Genomic DNA, 13,846 nt, shown 5'->3' with positions numbered 1-13,846 from the left:
GGTGGCGGACGACGTCTGAGCCGCTTGCCCAGTGTTTGCACACCCGACTTAAACCCACAGGAGACGCATGCATGTCAGCCGGAGCCGTTAAGGGAATCGAAGTCTTGTTGATCGCAGGTGGCCTTTTCTGGTTCGCCTACTCCCAGTTGAAGGCGTTGAAGCAGCCGACCCCCGGTGCCGAGAAGCCGGAGGCGGAGCACGAAGGCGAATCGGCCGCTCAGACCGCTGCCGAGGAGCCGACCCGCGACAAGTGCTGATCGCGCCTCAGCGCGAGAGATAGGCTCGGACGGACTCTTTCAGCGTGTCGAAATTCCGTCTGATCTCGGCCATGGCGTCCTGAACCTCCGGGGTCACCTCCTTGGAGATCCGGCGGATCATTGCAGCGTGCTCAGCGCGCCACTCCTCCATCCGCTCGCGAAGACGTTTGAGTGCCTCGTCCGTTCCACCGGTCTTGTCCTCCTCCTCGTATCCGAAGCCGTAGTCGACAATCTCTTCGGTGACCTCGCCCTTGAAGAGACGGTAGAGCTCGACTTGGACACACTTGGCGCTGTAGCTGAACCGCCCGTCCTTCTCCAGGCGCCGCACGCTCATGCGGATCCGGGTGGACTCGAGCATGTGCAGGGGCGCATGGCTGGCCGCTCGTTTGACGAAGTCGTGATCCTCGGCGAGACGCAGCGACTCGTCGAATCCCCCGACGCGGTCGAAGAGCTCGCGATCGACGAAGATCGCGAATCCGCCGGCATGTGGATCCGACTTGAGATTGAGCTTGACGAACGTGTTGGCGAGCTCGAAGAGCAGCTCGTCGAGCGGATTCTCCGAGTCCGGCTCGAACCAACAGGTTGCAAGCCGCATGCCTTCAGCGTCCATCTCCGCCAGGGCCTTCTCCAGAAAGTCATCCGGCGGCAAGACATCGGCGTCGAAAAAGAACAGACGCGCGCCCTGTGCGACGGCCGCGCCGCGGTTGCGTCCCACCGCCGGCATCCCCCCGTCGACGACGGTGACGCCGCGCGAGCGACAGATCTCGCGCGTGCCGTCGGTCGAGCCGGCGTCGGCGACGATGATCTCGAAGTCGCGAAAGGTCTGTCGGTCGAGCCGATCGAGCAGCTTGGGCAGCAGACCGGACTCGTTCAGCGCGGGAATAATGACGCTTGCCTTCATGGTGTGGCCCTCGCGAGGTCATGCTCTTCGATGAGATCGAGCGAGTCGTCGAGGGCCGTGGCGAGCAAGGAGCGGTACATGGGCTCGGGGAGATCGAACCCGCCCGTGCTGCAGACCGATGCGTACCAGTAGGCACTCGACTTGGGTGTGCGTTTCAGGGTGTCGTAGTCGACATGCACGAGCCCGAAGCGCTTGGATAGGCCCAAGGCCCATTCGAAATTGTCCAGCAGACTCCAGACGAAATAGCCGCGAATATCGCTGCCCGCGTCCAGCGCCTTGCGCAGCATGAAGAGATAGGCCTCCAGATAATCGCGCCGCGCCGCGTCCTGCACGCTGCCGTCGTCCTCGACCCGGTCTGCGAAGGCCGCGCCGTTCTCGGTGATATAGACCGGAGGGTTGTCGTAGCGCTCGCGCAGCCAGGTGAGCGTGTCGAGAAAGCTGCGCGGGAAGATCTCCCAGTCCATGTCGGTATGCAGCGCGTTTGGATCCGGGCTGCGCGCGAGCCGAAAACCGAGCCAGGGCAGACGGCTGCGCTCGATGATGATGCGCGAGTAATGGTTGACGCCGACGAAGTCGACCGGCTGGCCGATCAGGTCCAGGTCGCCCGGGCGCAAGGTCCAGTTGAAGGCCGAGAGGAGACGCCGAACCGGGTTCGGATACCTGCCGGCCAGGATGGGATCGGCGAAGAGCCGATTCGCCAGCGCATCGAGACGCTCGGCGATCCGGACATCGCCGCGCCGCCGCGGGATCACCGGGAAGAGATTCAGTGCAGGTCCGACAAGCGCATCCGGCACCACACCCCGCAGACGCTGCAACGCGGCACCGTGGGCCAGGAGCAGATGATGGGCGACACGAAACGCCATCAAGGGGTTGCGCCGCCCCGGGGCATGGTCGCCGGAGACATAACCCGCGGCGACGACCGTGAGCGGCTCGTTGATGGTGACCCAGTGCTTGACGCGATCCCCGAGACGGCGCGCGACGACCTCGGCGTAATCGGCGAAACGCCAGACCGTCGCACGCGACTCCCAGCCGCCGCGCCGCTCCTCGAACCAGGGGAGATCCCAGTGATACAGGGTCGCGAACGGCCGAATTCCGCGATCGAGAAGCCCGTCGACCAGCCGATCGTAGAAATCCAGGCCGCGCCGGTTCACCTGCGTACTCGATCCGCTCATGACCCGCGGCCAGGAGATCGAGAAGCGATAGGCCCCCAGGCCAAGCGTCGCCATCAGATCCAGATCCTCGGCGTAGCGGCGATAATGATCGCAGGCGATGCCCGCGTGGCTGCCGTCCTGCACGCGCCCGGGCCGCGCCGTGAAACGATCCCAGATCGAAGGCGCTTTGCCGTCGACATCCGGGGCGCCTTCGATCTGAAACGCTGCTGTAGCGGCACCCCAGGTCAGGTTCTCTGGAAATTGGATTCGCATCGTCCCCAAACCTCTCCCACCACACCCGCTGCGAGACGTCGCAGGGCGCCGCGCTCGGGTAGGATGCGGGTCACGTTTTCGCGCCCTGCCTTATGATATACGGTGAGCACCTGGGTTGTACCCGGAGCCGGACAGGACACCTCTCCCCCTCTTTCCACGACCGCCAAGCCATCGAGCACCGCATGGACTCCGAATACACGACGAGCGATCTCGACGGGATCGACCTCACCGGCCTGGCCGCTCGCATCGGCCGCACCCACCTGCGCCAACGCTTGGGGCTGGAAGGCGACCATGAGGTCTTCGTGCTGCGCCGCCCCGGCGCCCACTTCTTCTACCCTGAGAATTGGTACTCGGTTCACGGCGTGATTCGCGCCTGTTTGCGCATCAGCGGACTCTATGCCCGCGCACAGCGCAACGCTCGCAGTATCCAGGTGAAACACCACCGCGTCGCCGTCGCAAACCTGCCCTCGGCCTTCGAGGGATTTCGCATCCTGCATCTGACCGATCTGCACGTGGACATGGAGGACCGCAACACCCACGCCATCAGCGCGTGCGTGCGCGGTTTGAATTACGACCTCTGCGTGCTGACCGGGGACTATCGCGCCCGCACCTTCGGGCCGATCGACCGCGTACTAGCAGGCATGGCGACGATCCGACTCCAGCTCAAGGGGCCGGTGTACGGTGTGCTCGGCAACCACGACACCCTACGTCTGGTGCCGGGCCTGGAGGCGCTCGGGATCCGATTGCTGCTGAACGAAGCGGTCGTCATCGAACGCGATGGTCAGTTGATCCACCTCGCCGGCGTGGACGATGCCCATTACTATCAGGTCCACAACATCGACCGCGCCTCCGCCGGGATCCCGGACGAAGCTGCTTCCATCCTCCTCTCCCACACCCCCGAGATCTACCGGCTGGCTGCCCACGCCGGGTTCGACCTCATGCTCAGCGGTCACACGCACGGCGGCCAGATCTGTCTGCCCGGCGGCATTCCCGTCGTCTGGGACGCCCGGTGTCCCCGCGCCATGGCCTCGGGACCCTGGCGCTACGGCGCGCTGATCGGCTACACCTCGGTCGGCGCCGGCACCTCGGTGGTCAACGCCCGACTCAATTGCCTACCCGAGGTCACCCTGCACGAGCTGCGGCGCGCGCCCCTCTAAACCGCGCCCGGTGCGATATGCGTAGTGTGTTGGATTGGCTTGGCCGCGTCGGCTCCGGCGGGTGAAGAAGACCGTCGCCATGCCGATGTTGGTGGCGACCGAGACCGCCAACCCGACGATCAAAAGGGGTGTCATCTCCATCCGTGGATCCTCTTGAGCATGCGACGCAGCCGCGCCGCAACCGGCGTCAGCAGCAGATCGATCAACGTGAAGCCGATCACGACGATCGCGACCCGGGATGCCGAGAGATCCAAGACAGGCATCAGCATGATCGCCGGGATGAGCGCCTCCGGGATCTGATCCAACAAGAGGATGGATTCACTCGGCTGCCGCCCCAGACGCCGCTTGATGAAGCTCGCGAGGAGATCCCCGGACATGGCGCCCAGAGCGGCGATCAGGCCGAGGAGCCAGGGTAGGCCGATGAGAACGGCGAGCAGCGGCGTCGTCAGCAGAGCGGCGCCGAGACCGCGCCAAGTCTTGGAGGCGCCCAGCCAAGGGCGTCCGTCGCGAAAGAGGCGTCCGCCATCGAGCGGGTGCACGCAGCGATGCCCGATGAGCAGACGCAACAAGACCGGCACGCCGTTCGCCCAGACGACCAACGCCAGCATCTGTAGGGTTGGAATCATCGGCGCGGCATGATCTTTGAGCGGTCGCCCCGCAATAAGACCGCTCGCACCCGAGCGGCATCCCGAGATTCGTCAAAGATGACGACCGACGTCGACAACTTCGGCTGCACGCATCAGGTCGGAAAACCCAGCCCCCGAGATCTTGATCAGGTGCTCATGGTCGCCGGATTCGAAGTAGACCTCCAGCAGGCCCATGAGATGGCGATCGACGAGCGTCCTCAGCTCGTAGGCCGCACCGATCGGAGGCACGGCTCCGGGCTCGCAATCCGGAAACAACCCCGCCAACTCGGCCTCGGTCGCCAAGCCCACCGGCTCGCCGAGGTGCTCATGGAGTCGTCCGAGGTCAACATGATAGTCCGACGGCACCACCACCAAGAGATAGCGCCCGTTCTGGTTGACGACGACCCCCTTCGCCAGATGATCGCCTTGGACATGCGCCGCCTGCGCCGTATCCATACTCGCACCCGTGTGCGGATGACGCACCAAGGTGAAGTCGATGCATTGTTCCTTGAGGTAAGACTCGAGCGTGCACGGGATAGACATGATGACCTCCTCTACTGGATTGACCCACAGAGAAGTCTAGACCCCCAGCCGAGATTCGTCGGCGTTGAAACGCATCTTCGCCAGCGCCCGAGGTGGATCTGGGCCCGAAACCAATCGACCAGGGGGCCTTGCCCGCCGGATCCAGGTTTAAGCCTTCAGCTGCTCGGTGAGATGCGGTGTCAGGAGATCCAGCATCGCGCGATGCACCTTGAGGTTCCCGGCAATCAGATTGCCGGTCTCGAGAAAGGTCTTCCCGCCGGCGAGATCCGTGACGGTGCCGCCGGCCTCGGTGACGAGGAGTGCGCCCGCCGCGCAATCCCATTCGGCGAGACCGATCTCCCAGAATCCGTCGGTTCGCCCGGCCGCGACATAGGCGAGATCGAGCGCGGCCGAGCCCGGCCGGCGCAGGCCCGCGGTGGCCAGGATCATGTCCTTGAACATCCGCAGATAGACATCGATGTGGCGCTGATCGCGGAAGGGGAAGCCGGTCCCGATCAGGGCGCCTTCGAGCGAGGGACGATTGGCGACGCGAATCTTGCGGTCGTTCAGTTGCGCGCCCTGACCGCGTGCGGCACTGTACAGCTCCTCGCGCAGCGGATCATAGACCACGCCGCACTCGAGCTGGCCCTTGTGCTTGAGCGCGATCGAGACCGAGAACTGCGGGAAGCCATGCAGATAGTTGGTCGTGCCGTCGAGCGGATCGATGATCCACTGGAAATCACCGCGCCCCTGCGCGCCGCTTTCCTCGGCGAGGATCGCATGATCCGGGAAGCGTGCCCGCAGCTCCTGGATGATGATCGCCTCCGCACCGCGATCGATGTCGCTCACGAAGTCGTTGCGGCTCTTGGACTCGACCTTCAGCGAGTCGACGCGATCCATGTAGCGCAGAAGAAGCTTGCCGGCACTGCGTGCGGCGCGAATGGCGATATTGAGGCTTGGGTGTTGCATAGTGTGCAAGATAACCGATGCGCGTCACCGATCAAAGATTGACAATCTACTGATGTTCTGAAGAACTTGCATCCATGATGACAGAGAACCCCGACAACGCGCTCGCGCGTATCCGTTTCGTCTTGGTCGAGCCCACCCTCAGCGGGAACATCGGGGCCGTCGCCAGGGCCATGAAGACCATGGGCCTTTCGCGCCTCGAGCTGGTCGCCCCCAAGCAGCTTCCGGATGCCGAGGCCTTGGCCCGCGCCTGCGGAGCGGACGACCTGCTGCAGCACGCAGGGATCCATGCGGACCTGCCCGCAGCCATCGCCGACTGTCGACTCGTGATCGGCACGAGCGCACGCCGGCGCTCGCTCGACTGGGAGAACCTGGAGCCACCCGAGGCGGCTCGGAAACTGCTCGCCGAGGCGGCCGAGGGCCAGGTCGCGCTGCTGCTCGGACGCGAGAGCTCCGGCCTGACCAATGCGGAGCTGGCGCGCTGCCAGTTTCTGGTGCATATCCCGACGAACCCGGACTTCAGCTCGCTCAATCTGGCGGCCGCGGCACAGGTCTTCGCCTACGAGATCCGCCGCTGTCGGCGCGAGGGTCTCCCCGAGCCGACGGGCGCACCCTCGAGTACACCGCCGAGCGAGACCCCGCGCGATCTCGCCACGGCACAGGAGCTCGAGGGTCTGCACGCTCACCTTGCCGACACCCTGCGCGACATCGGCTTCGGCGACCCGGACAGCTCCAAGAAGCTGCTGCTGCGTCTGCGCCATCTGTTCAATCGCGCGCGTCCGGATCGCGTCGAGATCAACATCCTGCGCGGCATCCTGAGCGCCGCACAAGGGCGCAAGAGCGGCACACGGCCGACACCTTCGGCCGACTGACGAGACGTCTTAAACCGCGTCCAGAGCGAGATGCAGATTTTCGAGTGAGTTGGCAGTTTGGTGCATCCACGATCCTTAGCGGAGCCGCGGTTTGAAATGCTATATTTTTTAATCGTTTAAACCGCGCCGACTCCAACGGTCGTCAAGTCTGCCGGGACCGACCCCATCCATAAACATCGCATACCGCGCTGGGCGCGGTTTAAAGGCTTGCCTTATGTTCGAACGACTGAAGGAAGACATCGCCTGCGTCTTCGAGCGCGATCCGGCAGCGCGCACCGCGTTCGAGGTCTTCACCACCTACCCCGGACTGCACGCCGTGCTGGCCCATCGCCTGACGCACCGACTGTGGAAACGCAATCTCAAGTGGCTCGCCCGCGTCCTGTCCAATCTGGCGCGGCTCTTTACCGGGATCGAGATCCATCCGGGCGCCGTCATCGGCCGGCGCTTCTTTATCGATCACGGCATGGGTGTGGTGATCGGGGAAACGGCGGTGATCGGCGACGACTGTACCCTCTATCACGGGGTGACCTTGGGCGGCACCACCTGGCAAAAGGGCAAGCGCCACCCGACCTTGGGGCGCGACGTGGTCGTCGGCGCCGGGGCCAAGGTCCTGGGGCCGCTGCTGATCGGCGACGGCGTGCGGATCGGCTCCAACGCCGTGGTCGTGAAATCGGTTCCGGCAGGCGCAACGGTGGTCGGCGTCCCGGGCCGCATCATCGAGCCGGCGAAGGATGCGACCGCCCGCCGGCGCGCCGACACCGCCAAGCGCATCGGCTTCGATGCCTACGGCGCCACACGCGATGCGCCGGACCCGATCGCCAACGCCATCAACCGCATGCTCGATCACATCCACCACATGGATCAGCGCGTCGAGCAGATGTCCCAAGCGCTCGAAAGCCGCGGCATCATGCAGCACTTCGAGCACGACCCCACGCTCGACGCGGTCGAGATCCCGCCCGCAACCGACTTGGACGTTTAATCGCAAATTTGATATGGATTAATTGATCGCCGTGGTCGGGTACCGTATCATGCTGTGAAATATCGATTAACGGAGCGAGGCGCACGTGAGACTGACGACGAAGGGCCGCTATGCGGTTACGGCAATGCTCGATCTGGCCATCCATCAAGGCCAAGGCCCCATCGCGTTGGCCGACATTGCCCAACGCCAAGGCATTTCACTGTCCTACCTCGAGCAGCTGTTCGCGAAGCTGCGACGGCGCGCACTCGTCACCAGCGTCCGGGGGCCGGGCGGCGGGTATAACCTGGCCCGCCAAGCCGCCGACATCCATATCGCCGAGGTGATCGCGGCGGTCGACGAGAACGTCGACACGACCCGGTGCGGCGGCGCACACAACTGCCAGAACAACGGTCCCTGCCTGACCCACGATCTCTGGCACGACCTCAGCGACCGCATCTACGATTATCTCAACAACATCAGCCTGCAGCAGCTCGTGGACCGCCGCGATGAAACCGGCAACCGGCCCGGGACGACATGCACGGCCGTCGACGTCAAGCTCGGCGTTCAGCGCATCGTCGCGAACGCCTGAAACGGAGCCTTTGCGTCCCGCCTCGTTGTGCCGGACCTGTGTCGTCCGAGCCAAAGGCGCGTCTCGACCTCGCAAAAACGATTCTCTCCGCTTGCCTTCGCTCACCTGCACGCACTAGGATTCGATCTCGGTTGTCGGATTCCGGGTCGAGGCGCGCAGCAGGTGGCAACGATCTCCGCCGTTGTGGACGGCTCCAAAAACTATTTCGATCTCTTCGATCTGCCGATCGGGTTTGTCGTCGACCAATCACGCCTGTCCGAGCGCTACCGTGCACTGCTCGACGGGGACGTTTCCACGTCCTACGGCGATCCGCGATCGACGGACGACTCGGCGCCGGAACAGTCGCCGATCGAGATCGAGCTGGCGTACCGGACCTTGCTGGATCCCTTGGCGCGTGCCGCCCACCTTCTCGATCTACTGGATTGCCGAAGCGAGGGCTACGGTGCGAGGGCCGGCGAATACGCTGCCCTCGGCGGCTTCCTGATGGCCGAGATCGAGCTGCGGGAAAGCCTCGACGAGGCGACCAGCCGGCCCGATCCGGCTTCAGCCGTGGCCGGGATGCTGACCCATCTCGCGGAGCAGGGGGCGTCTTTGGAGAAGGATCTGCAGCGCATGCTCGCCGATCCGTCGCCGCAGAACCTGGCCGCGGCGCGCGAGATCCTACGCCGGCTCGAGCTCCTCGGGACCTGTCGACGTGATGCGGAGGACCGTCGAGCGGCCTTGGCGTCCAGGGCCTGATCCATGCTTCGGTTGCCCGGCCCGGAATAGATCGGGCCGAGCGACCTCCGGGGCCGATCGGCTCAACACTGCTCCCAGGGCAGACCACGAAAGCGCCAACCGCCTTGAGTGCTTCTGTGGTGCTGCTCGTCGAGATCGCCCTCGAAGCCCTCGTCGACGTGATAGACGGCCTTGAGCCCGTCCTGGAGCAGCGCTTTACCGGCTTCGAGCGAGCGCTTACCGCTCCGACAGATCAGAACGACCGGCGCACATGACCCGCCCGGCTCGCAGACGGCGCCGCCGAGCAACAGCTTGCGGATCTCGGTGACGAAGTGGGGGTTGACCACCCAATCCGGCTCGTCGATCCAGGGGACATGCACGGCACCCTTGGGATGGCCCACGAACAGAAACTCCATCGAGGAGCGGATATCCACCAGGACCGCCTGGGGATGCTCTTCGAGCATTTCGAATGCCTCTTGGGGCGTCAGTGGTCTCGGATGATCATCGTTCACGCGGGGATACCTCGTTTGGTGGTTAAACCGCGCCCGGCGCGGCATGAGATGTTTTTGGATGGGATCGGCCGCGGCAGACGTCACGACCGTTGGAGTCGGCGCGGTTTAATCGTTGTCGTTGCTCGCCGCGCCGGCCCCGGTTCAGACAGGCCCCCGTGAAGACAGGCGGCGCTCGGCAGTTTATCAAGCGACTCGGATCTGTCATCCGAATCCGAGATGCGACGCAGTGTCGCACCCGACCGGGATCGGCCGGCCGCGAAGAATGAAAGGAGAGAGGTTTGGGACACAAGGCGCAATCCGTCGAACGACCGAACAGCGCAGGCGTGAAGGATGTCTTGGTGCGCAACCTCATGCATCTGCTGGCCCGATTGCCGCTCGGCGTGCTGCACCGCCTCGGCTCGGCCATCGGGCTGCTGATCGGGTCATGGCCGAACAAACAACGACGCAACGCCCTCGTCAATATCGCACTCTGCTTCCCGGAGCTCGACGCGAAGGAACAGATCCGCTTGCGCAACCGGAATCTGCGGGAGTTCGGCAAGACCTATGTCGAGATCGCTCACTTGTGGTTGCGCCCGGCGGATGAGGTGCTCGCGCTGGTCCGCGAGGTGAGAGGGGGCGAGCTGTTGGAGCGGCGCGACGGCAAGGGCTTGATCGTACTCTCCCCCCACCTCGGCGCCTGGGAGCTGGCCGGGTTACACCTCGCGGCACAGGGCCCGACGGCGATCTTCTACAAGCCGCAGAAGTATCTCGACGACATGATCCTCGCCTCGCGCGCCCGCAGCGGCGCCGAGCTGGCGCCGATCACGGCGAAGGGCATCCGGGTTCTGGTCCAGGCGCTGGAACGCGGCGATTACGTCGGCATCCTACCCGATCAGGAGCCCAAGGCCGACAAAGGTGCTGTCTTCGCACCCTTCTTCGGGATTCCGGCCTTTACCATGCTCTTGGTCAACCGACTGTCGCGCCGCACGGGCGCACCCGTGATCTTCATGTTCGCGGAACGTTTGAAGGGAGCACGGGGCTTCAGGATGCACTGCATCGCGGCGCCGACCGGAATCGACAGCGAGGACGATCTCGAGGCGGCGACCGCGTTGAACAGAGGGATCGAGCAGTGCGTCTCGCTCTGCCCGGAGCAATACGTGTGGCCCTACAAGCGCTTTCGACGGCGCCCGAACGGCGCACCGGGGATCTACAGCGGACCGCTTTCGGATCGGGATACGCTCAAACAGGTGTCGCGATGATACCGGAGGATGTCGGAAGTGACTTAAGGCGAATTCCGGGAACCCTTATACCGGTGGCGTAGGTTGTGCCGAGCCGTGCGAGGCACAACCAAACCTCGGCGCGAGTTGTGCTTCTTATCGTCAGCACAACCTACGGTATGGAATTTTGCGGAAATCGCCCGGGCACGTCCCTGTGCCGGGTCAGAGGGCCCCGAGATCAGGTGATCTTGTCGGCCGCGTTCTGAGTCTCGCCCATGTTGTCCGTCCAGGCGATCTCGATCGGATCACCGACCTCGCCGCCTTTGAACTTGAACGCCATATAGGGGTTCTTGGACACGCCGCCGCTCCAATTGGCGGTCATCACGACCTGATCCTTGGATTTGCAGACGACTTCCTGGATGAAGTGCGCAGGAACCAGCTCGCCGGTCTTGCTGTCCTTACGCAGCCCGGTTTCCATCGGGTGGCTCATCAAGCACTTGACTTCGGTCTCGCCGTCTTTGAGCTTGGCGCGGATCTTGATGTCTGACATCTCTGTATACCTCGAATTTGGTGTCTATGCCGTGTTCCGCGGTGAGCGACTCGATCAGCCGCCGCAGCCGCCGATGGTGACCTTCACTTCCTTGGCGTTGCTGTAGAGCTTGTCGCCGCTTTGGACCACGGCCACGACGTTGGATGTCTTGGCCATCTTGATCCGGGTGGACACAAAGGGAACCGCGGACTCTCCGAGATCGAACGAGGCAATCAGGGGTGTCTGGTTCGCATCGGCGACGATCGCGATCGACGTGACGCCTTCCATATCCGTCTCGACGGTGACCGGCACCACGGCGCCGTTTTCGGCGATATCCGGGGCCTTGATCTTGATCGCCTCGTTGGTCTCGGTGGCGTCCGAACCCATCAGACTCGTCAGGGCTGCCGGCAGATCCTTCGCATGGAAGGCCGCCTCGTTCCAGCTCGCAAGGACCAGGCTGGGGGACAGCAGACCTGCGCCGACAGCGACTCCGACGGTACCGGCGGCGAGTGAACCCTTCAGCAGGATTCGACGTTTTGCATCGATCATGGGACATCTCCTATGGAGCATGGGTGGGTATGGTACTGGGATGCATCGAGCATCGCGCGGGACAGGGTGCAGCCGAAGCCAAAGCCATGCCCCCGATAGGCCTGCTCAGCATGCATGCAAGCACTCGGGAGGCGGCCGAGCTTGATCGACCCGGGTGCCGGCGCTCGTCCGAGATTTGATTTCACTGCGCGGACGCTCGAGTCTTCGAGGCCCGATCCGACTCGCGAGGGGTATGAACGGTGAATCCTCCACATCTTTCGATCTTATTATGCGGTTGACCGCCGGGCGCCTTTTCGGCGGGACGTTCCAATCCAACCGGCGCTCGTTCGAGTACTTTTCCGACATCAACGCCCGGACAATGTTACCTCAGTCCTACCGGACTTGGAACGCACTTTATCGCATGTTCGAGGTCGCCGCGCGCAGGGGGTTCCCGCCCCGCCGCTTCTCGTCGCGCTGCTCTTCGCGCCAGGCATCGAGGCGAACCTGAATCTGTGCCGCCTCGTGATACGGCACGTCGGGCCGACGCAAGGCCAGCTCGAGATGCCGAATGGCGGGCTCGAGGTCGCCTTCGACATAGAGCTTCTCCGCGCGATAGCGATCGACGGTCGTGCGATCGCCCGCCTTGGTCGCCGCCTGTACGAGCGCCTCGTAAAGCATGGCGTTGGACGGCCGCACACGGGCGACCGCCTTGAGCTCGTCCACCGCACGGGCGGGCTGACCCGCGGACATGAGGGCCTCCGCGTAGGCGACCCGTAACGGCCACTGACCGGGAAAGAGGCTCACGGCCTGTTTCAGATGCGCCAAGGCATCGGCGCTGTTGCCGAGCGCGAGATCGAGCTCGGCGTCCAGAACAACGAATTCGGCCTGGCTCGGATGGGTTGCGATCAGCTTATCACTCTCGCGCTTCGCCTCGGTGAACCGTCGCGCGCGCTGCAACGCGAGGGCATAGCCGTAACGCTCGGCAACCTCGTCGCGAAAACGCCCACCCCGCAAGGTGTCCTCGAAATGCGCAACGGACTGCTCCGCGCGCCGATAGGAACGCTCCCGCAGCTTGGCGCGCGTCAACTGAAACCGCAGACTATCCGGACGCTGACGCACGCCGAACGCCTCGGCACGACCGAGCGAGTCGGCGATGCGGTCGGCCGTCACCGGATGCGTGCGCAGATACTCCGGGGCGCTGGACTCGTAAACACGCGTCGCCTTGGCAAGCCGCTCGAAGAAGCCGGCCATCGCAAAGGGGTCGTGACCGGCACCGGCCAGGGTCTGGATCCCGATTCGATCCGCCTCCTTCTCGTTGTCGCGGGTGAAGTTGATGCGTCGCTGGAGCGCAGCGGCCTGGACGCCGGCGATGGCCGCAGCCCCGGCATCGGGCGAGACCTGGGCGCCGAGAACGGCCGCGGCGATCAGCAAGGCCGTCGTCGGCAGACTGAGCTTGCTCTGGTCCTCGAATGCGCGCATCAGATGGCGCTGGGTGACATGGGCGATCTCGTGCGCCATGACGGCGGCAAGCTCGCTCTCGGTCTCCGCCGCCAAGACGAGACCGCCGTAGACGCCGATATAGCCGCCCGGACCTGCGAAGGCGTTCACGACGGGCTCGTCGATCAGGAAAAAGGTGAAGCTCCCGCCGGCCGTTCGGTCGGCCTCGACCAATGCGCTGCCGAGGGACTCGATATAGCTGGTCGCCAGCGGATCCTCCATGACGGGCAGCGCCTTGCGCACGCTGCGCATAAAGAGCTTGCCGATCCGCGCCTCGGCGGAGCGGGTCATCATGTTGTCCGACGAGCTGCCCATATCGGGAAGACTGAAGGGATCGGCGGACACCGATGTGGACACCACCGCCGAAAACGCAAGCACGCCCAGCGCCAACGGCCGACACCGATCGATCAACATCCGGATCATCATGGTTTGGTGAGACGCAATCCGCACCTCGTAGTTCCTCAAAGCGCACGCCGGGCGAGCCCTTCGCCGGCTTCGACGACCTTCACTTTTCGCGATCCGCGAGCTTCGTGGCCGAGGCGCTTCTTGGGGAAAGAAATCTCCTGAATCGCGTCGCTCCGAGGGTCTTGATTCC

General features: G+C 64.3%; 17 protein-coding genes. 7 read left to right on the top strand and 10 right to left on the bottom strand.

Annotated features, from left to right (window positions below):
• Nucleotides 1-71: 71 nt before the first annotated feature.
• Nucleotides 72-257: a hypothetical protein gene (locus tag KFB96_RS20915; RefSeq protein ID WP_213461039.1), complete on the top strand. Its 186-nt coding sequence runs from the start codon at nt 72-74 to the stop codon at nt 255-257.
• A gap of 7 nt (nt 258-264) precedes the next feature.
• Here the strand turns inward: KFB96_RS20915 and KFB96_RS20910 are convergent, their stop codons facing one another.
• Entirely contained in the window at nt 265-1,158 is an 894-nt protein-coding gene (locus KFB96_RS20910) for a glycosyltransferase (RefSeq protein WP_213461038.1), read from the bottom strand.
• A complete protein-coding gene (locus KFB96_RS20905) occupies nt 1,155-2,582 on the bottom strand; it encodes a GH1 family beta-glucosidase (protein WP_213461036.1) in 1,428 nt (475 codons plus the stop codon). Before KFB96_RS20905 ends, KFB96_RS20910 begins: the two co-directional genes overlap by 4 nt.
• Before the next feature lie 182 nt (nt 2,583-2,764).
• Here KFB96_RS20905 and KFB96_RS20900 point away from each other — a divergent pair, with 182 nt between their 5' ends.
• Entirely contained in the window at nt 2,765-3,739 is a 975-nt protein-coding gene (locus tag KFB96_RS20900) for a metallophosphoesterase (protein WP_213461034.1), read from the top strand.
• Here KFB96_RS20900 and KFB96_RS20895 read toward each other — a convergent pair.
• The 4 genes from KFB96_RS20895 to KFB96_RS20880 all read right to left on the bottom strand — a co-directional run bounded on the left by KFB96_RS20895 (nt 3,695) and on the right by KFB96_RS20880 (nt 5,856).
• Nucleotides 3,695-3,880, bottom strand: a complete 186-nt coding sequence (locus KFB96_RS20895) for a hypothetical protein (RefSeq protein WP_213461032.1) — start codon at nt 3,878-3,880, stop codon at nt 3,695-3,697. The two genes, KFB96_RS20900 and KFB96_RS20895, sit on opposite strands and share 45 nt — an antisense overlap.
• A complete protein-coding gene (locus KFB96_RS20890; RefSeq protein ID WP_213461029.1) occupies nt 3,871-4,365 on the bottom strand; it encodes a CDP-archaeol synthase in 495 nt (164 codons plus the stop codon). The genes KFB96_RS20895 and KFB96_RS20890 overlap by 10 nt, the downstream gene beginning before the upstream one ends.
• Nucleotides 4,366-4,437: 72 nt before the next feature.
• On the bottom strand, nt 4,438-4,908 hold the full coding sequence (locus tag KFB96_RS20885; protein ID WP_213461028.1) for an aminoacyl-tRNA deacylase: 471 nt from the start codon (nt 4,906-4,908) through the stop codon (nt 4,438-4,440).
• Between the two features lie 147 nt (nt 4,909-5,055).
• A complete protein-coding gene (locus tag KFB96_RS20880) occupies nt 5,056-5,856 on the bottom strand; it encodes an inositol monophosphatase family protein (RefSeq protein ID WP_213461026.1) in 801 nt (266 codons plus the stop codon).
• 74 nt (nt 5,857-5,930) lie between these two features.
• Between KFB96_RS20880 and KFB96_RS20875 the strand changes: the two genes are divergently transcribed.
• From KFB96_RS20875 to KFB96_RS20860, 4 genes are all read left to right on the top strand, one after another.
• On the top strand, nt 5,931-6,725 hold the full coding sequence (locus tag KFB96_RS20875) for an RNA methyltransferase (protein WP_213461024.1): 795 nt from the start codon (nt 5,931-5,933) through the stop codon (nt 6,723-6,725).
• A 214-nt stretch (nt 6,726-6,939) separates the two neighbouring features.
• Complete coding sequence (gene cysE / locus KFB96_RS20870) at nt 6,940-7,704, top strand: serine O-acetyltransferase (protein ID WP_213461022.1); 765 nt, start codon at nt 6,940-6,942, stop codon at nt 7,702-7,704.
• An 85-nt stretch (nt 7,705-7,789) separates the two neighbouring features.
• Complete coding sequence (iscR, locus tag KFB96_RS20865) at nt 7,790-8,272, top strand: Fe-S cluster assembly transcriptional regulator IscR (RefSeq protein WP_213461020.1); 483 nt, start codon at nt 7,790-7,792, stop codon at nt 8,270-8,272.
• A gap of 162 nt (nt 8,273-8,434) precedes the next feature.
• Nucleotides 8,435-9,010 carry an iron-sulfur cluster co-chaperone HscB C-terminal domain-containing protein gene (locus tag KFB96_RS20860; protein ID WP_300970637.1) on the top strand — a complete coding sequence of 192 codons (576 nt, stop codon included), beginning with the start codon at nt 8,435-8,437 and terminating at the stop codon, nt 9,008-9,010.
• Between the two features lie 62 nt (nt 9,011-9,072).
• On the opposite strand, the gene KFB96_RS20855 is transcribed toward KFB96_RS20860, so the two are convergent.
• The gene (locus tag KFB96_RS20855) at nt 9,073-9,501 is read right to left on the bottom strand and encodes a rhodanese-like domain-containing protein (protein ID WP_213461018.1); all 429 of its coding nucleotides are present in this window, start codon (nt 9,499-9,501) and stop codon (nt 9,073-9,075) included.
• 278 nt (nt 9,502-9,779) lie between these two features.
• Here KFB96_RS20855 and KFB96_RS20850 point away from each other — a divergent pair, with 278 nt between their 5' ends.
• A complete protein-coding gene (locus KFB96_RS20850; RefSeq protein WP_300970635.1) occupies nt 9,780-10,739 on the top strand; it encodes a lysophospholipid acyltransferase family protein in 960 nt (319 codons plus the stop codon).
• Between the two features lie 196 nt (nt 10,740-10,935).
• Here the strand turns inward: KFB96_RS20850 and soxZ are convergent, their stop codons facing one another.
• The 3 genes from soxZ to KFB96_RS20835 all read right to left on the bottom strand — a co-directional run bounded on the left by soxZ (nt 10,936) and on the right by KFB96_RS20835 (nt 13,665).
• Nucleotides 10,936-11,247, bottom strand: a complete 312-nt coding sequence (gene soxZ / locus KFB96_RS20845; protein WP_213461016.1) for a thiosulfate oxidation carrier complex protein SoxZ — start codon at nt 11,245-11,247, stop codon at nt 10,936-10,938.
• 54 nt (nt 11,248-11,301) lie between these two features.
• Entirely contained in the window at nt 11,302-11,775 is a 474-nt protein-coding gene (soxY, locus tag KFB96_RS20840) for a thiosulfate oxidation carrier protein SoxY (protein ID WP_213461014.1), read from the bottom strand.
• A 393-nt stretch (nt 11,776-12,168) separates the two neighbouring features.
• The gene (locus tag KFB96_RS20835) at nt 12,169-13,665 is read right to left on the bottom strand and encodes a M48 family metalloprotease (protein ID WP_213461011.1); all 1,497 of its coding nucleotides are present in this window, start codon (nt 13,663-13,665) and stop codon (nt 12,169-12,171) included.
• Nucleotides 13,666-13,846: the final 181 nt, after the last annotated feature.

Origin of the sequence: Thiocapsa sp. (assembly GCF_018399035.1) — a bacterium.
In the GTDB taxonomy this organism is placed as follows: Bacteria; Pseudomonadota; Gammaproteobacteria; order Chromatiales; family Chromatiaceae; genus Thiocapsa.
The sequence above is the reverse complement of the archived record's forward strand: the minus strand, read 5'-3'. Positions and strand labels throughout refer to the sequence as shown.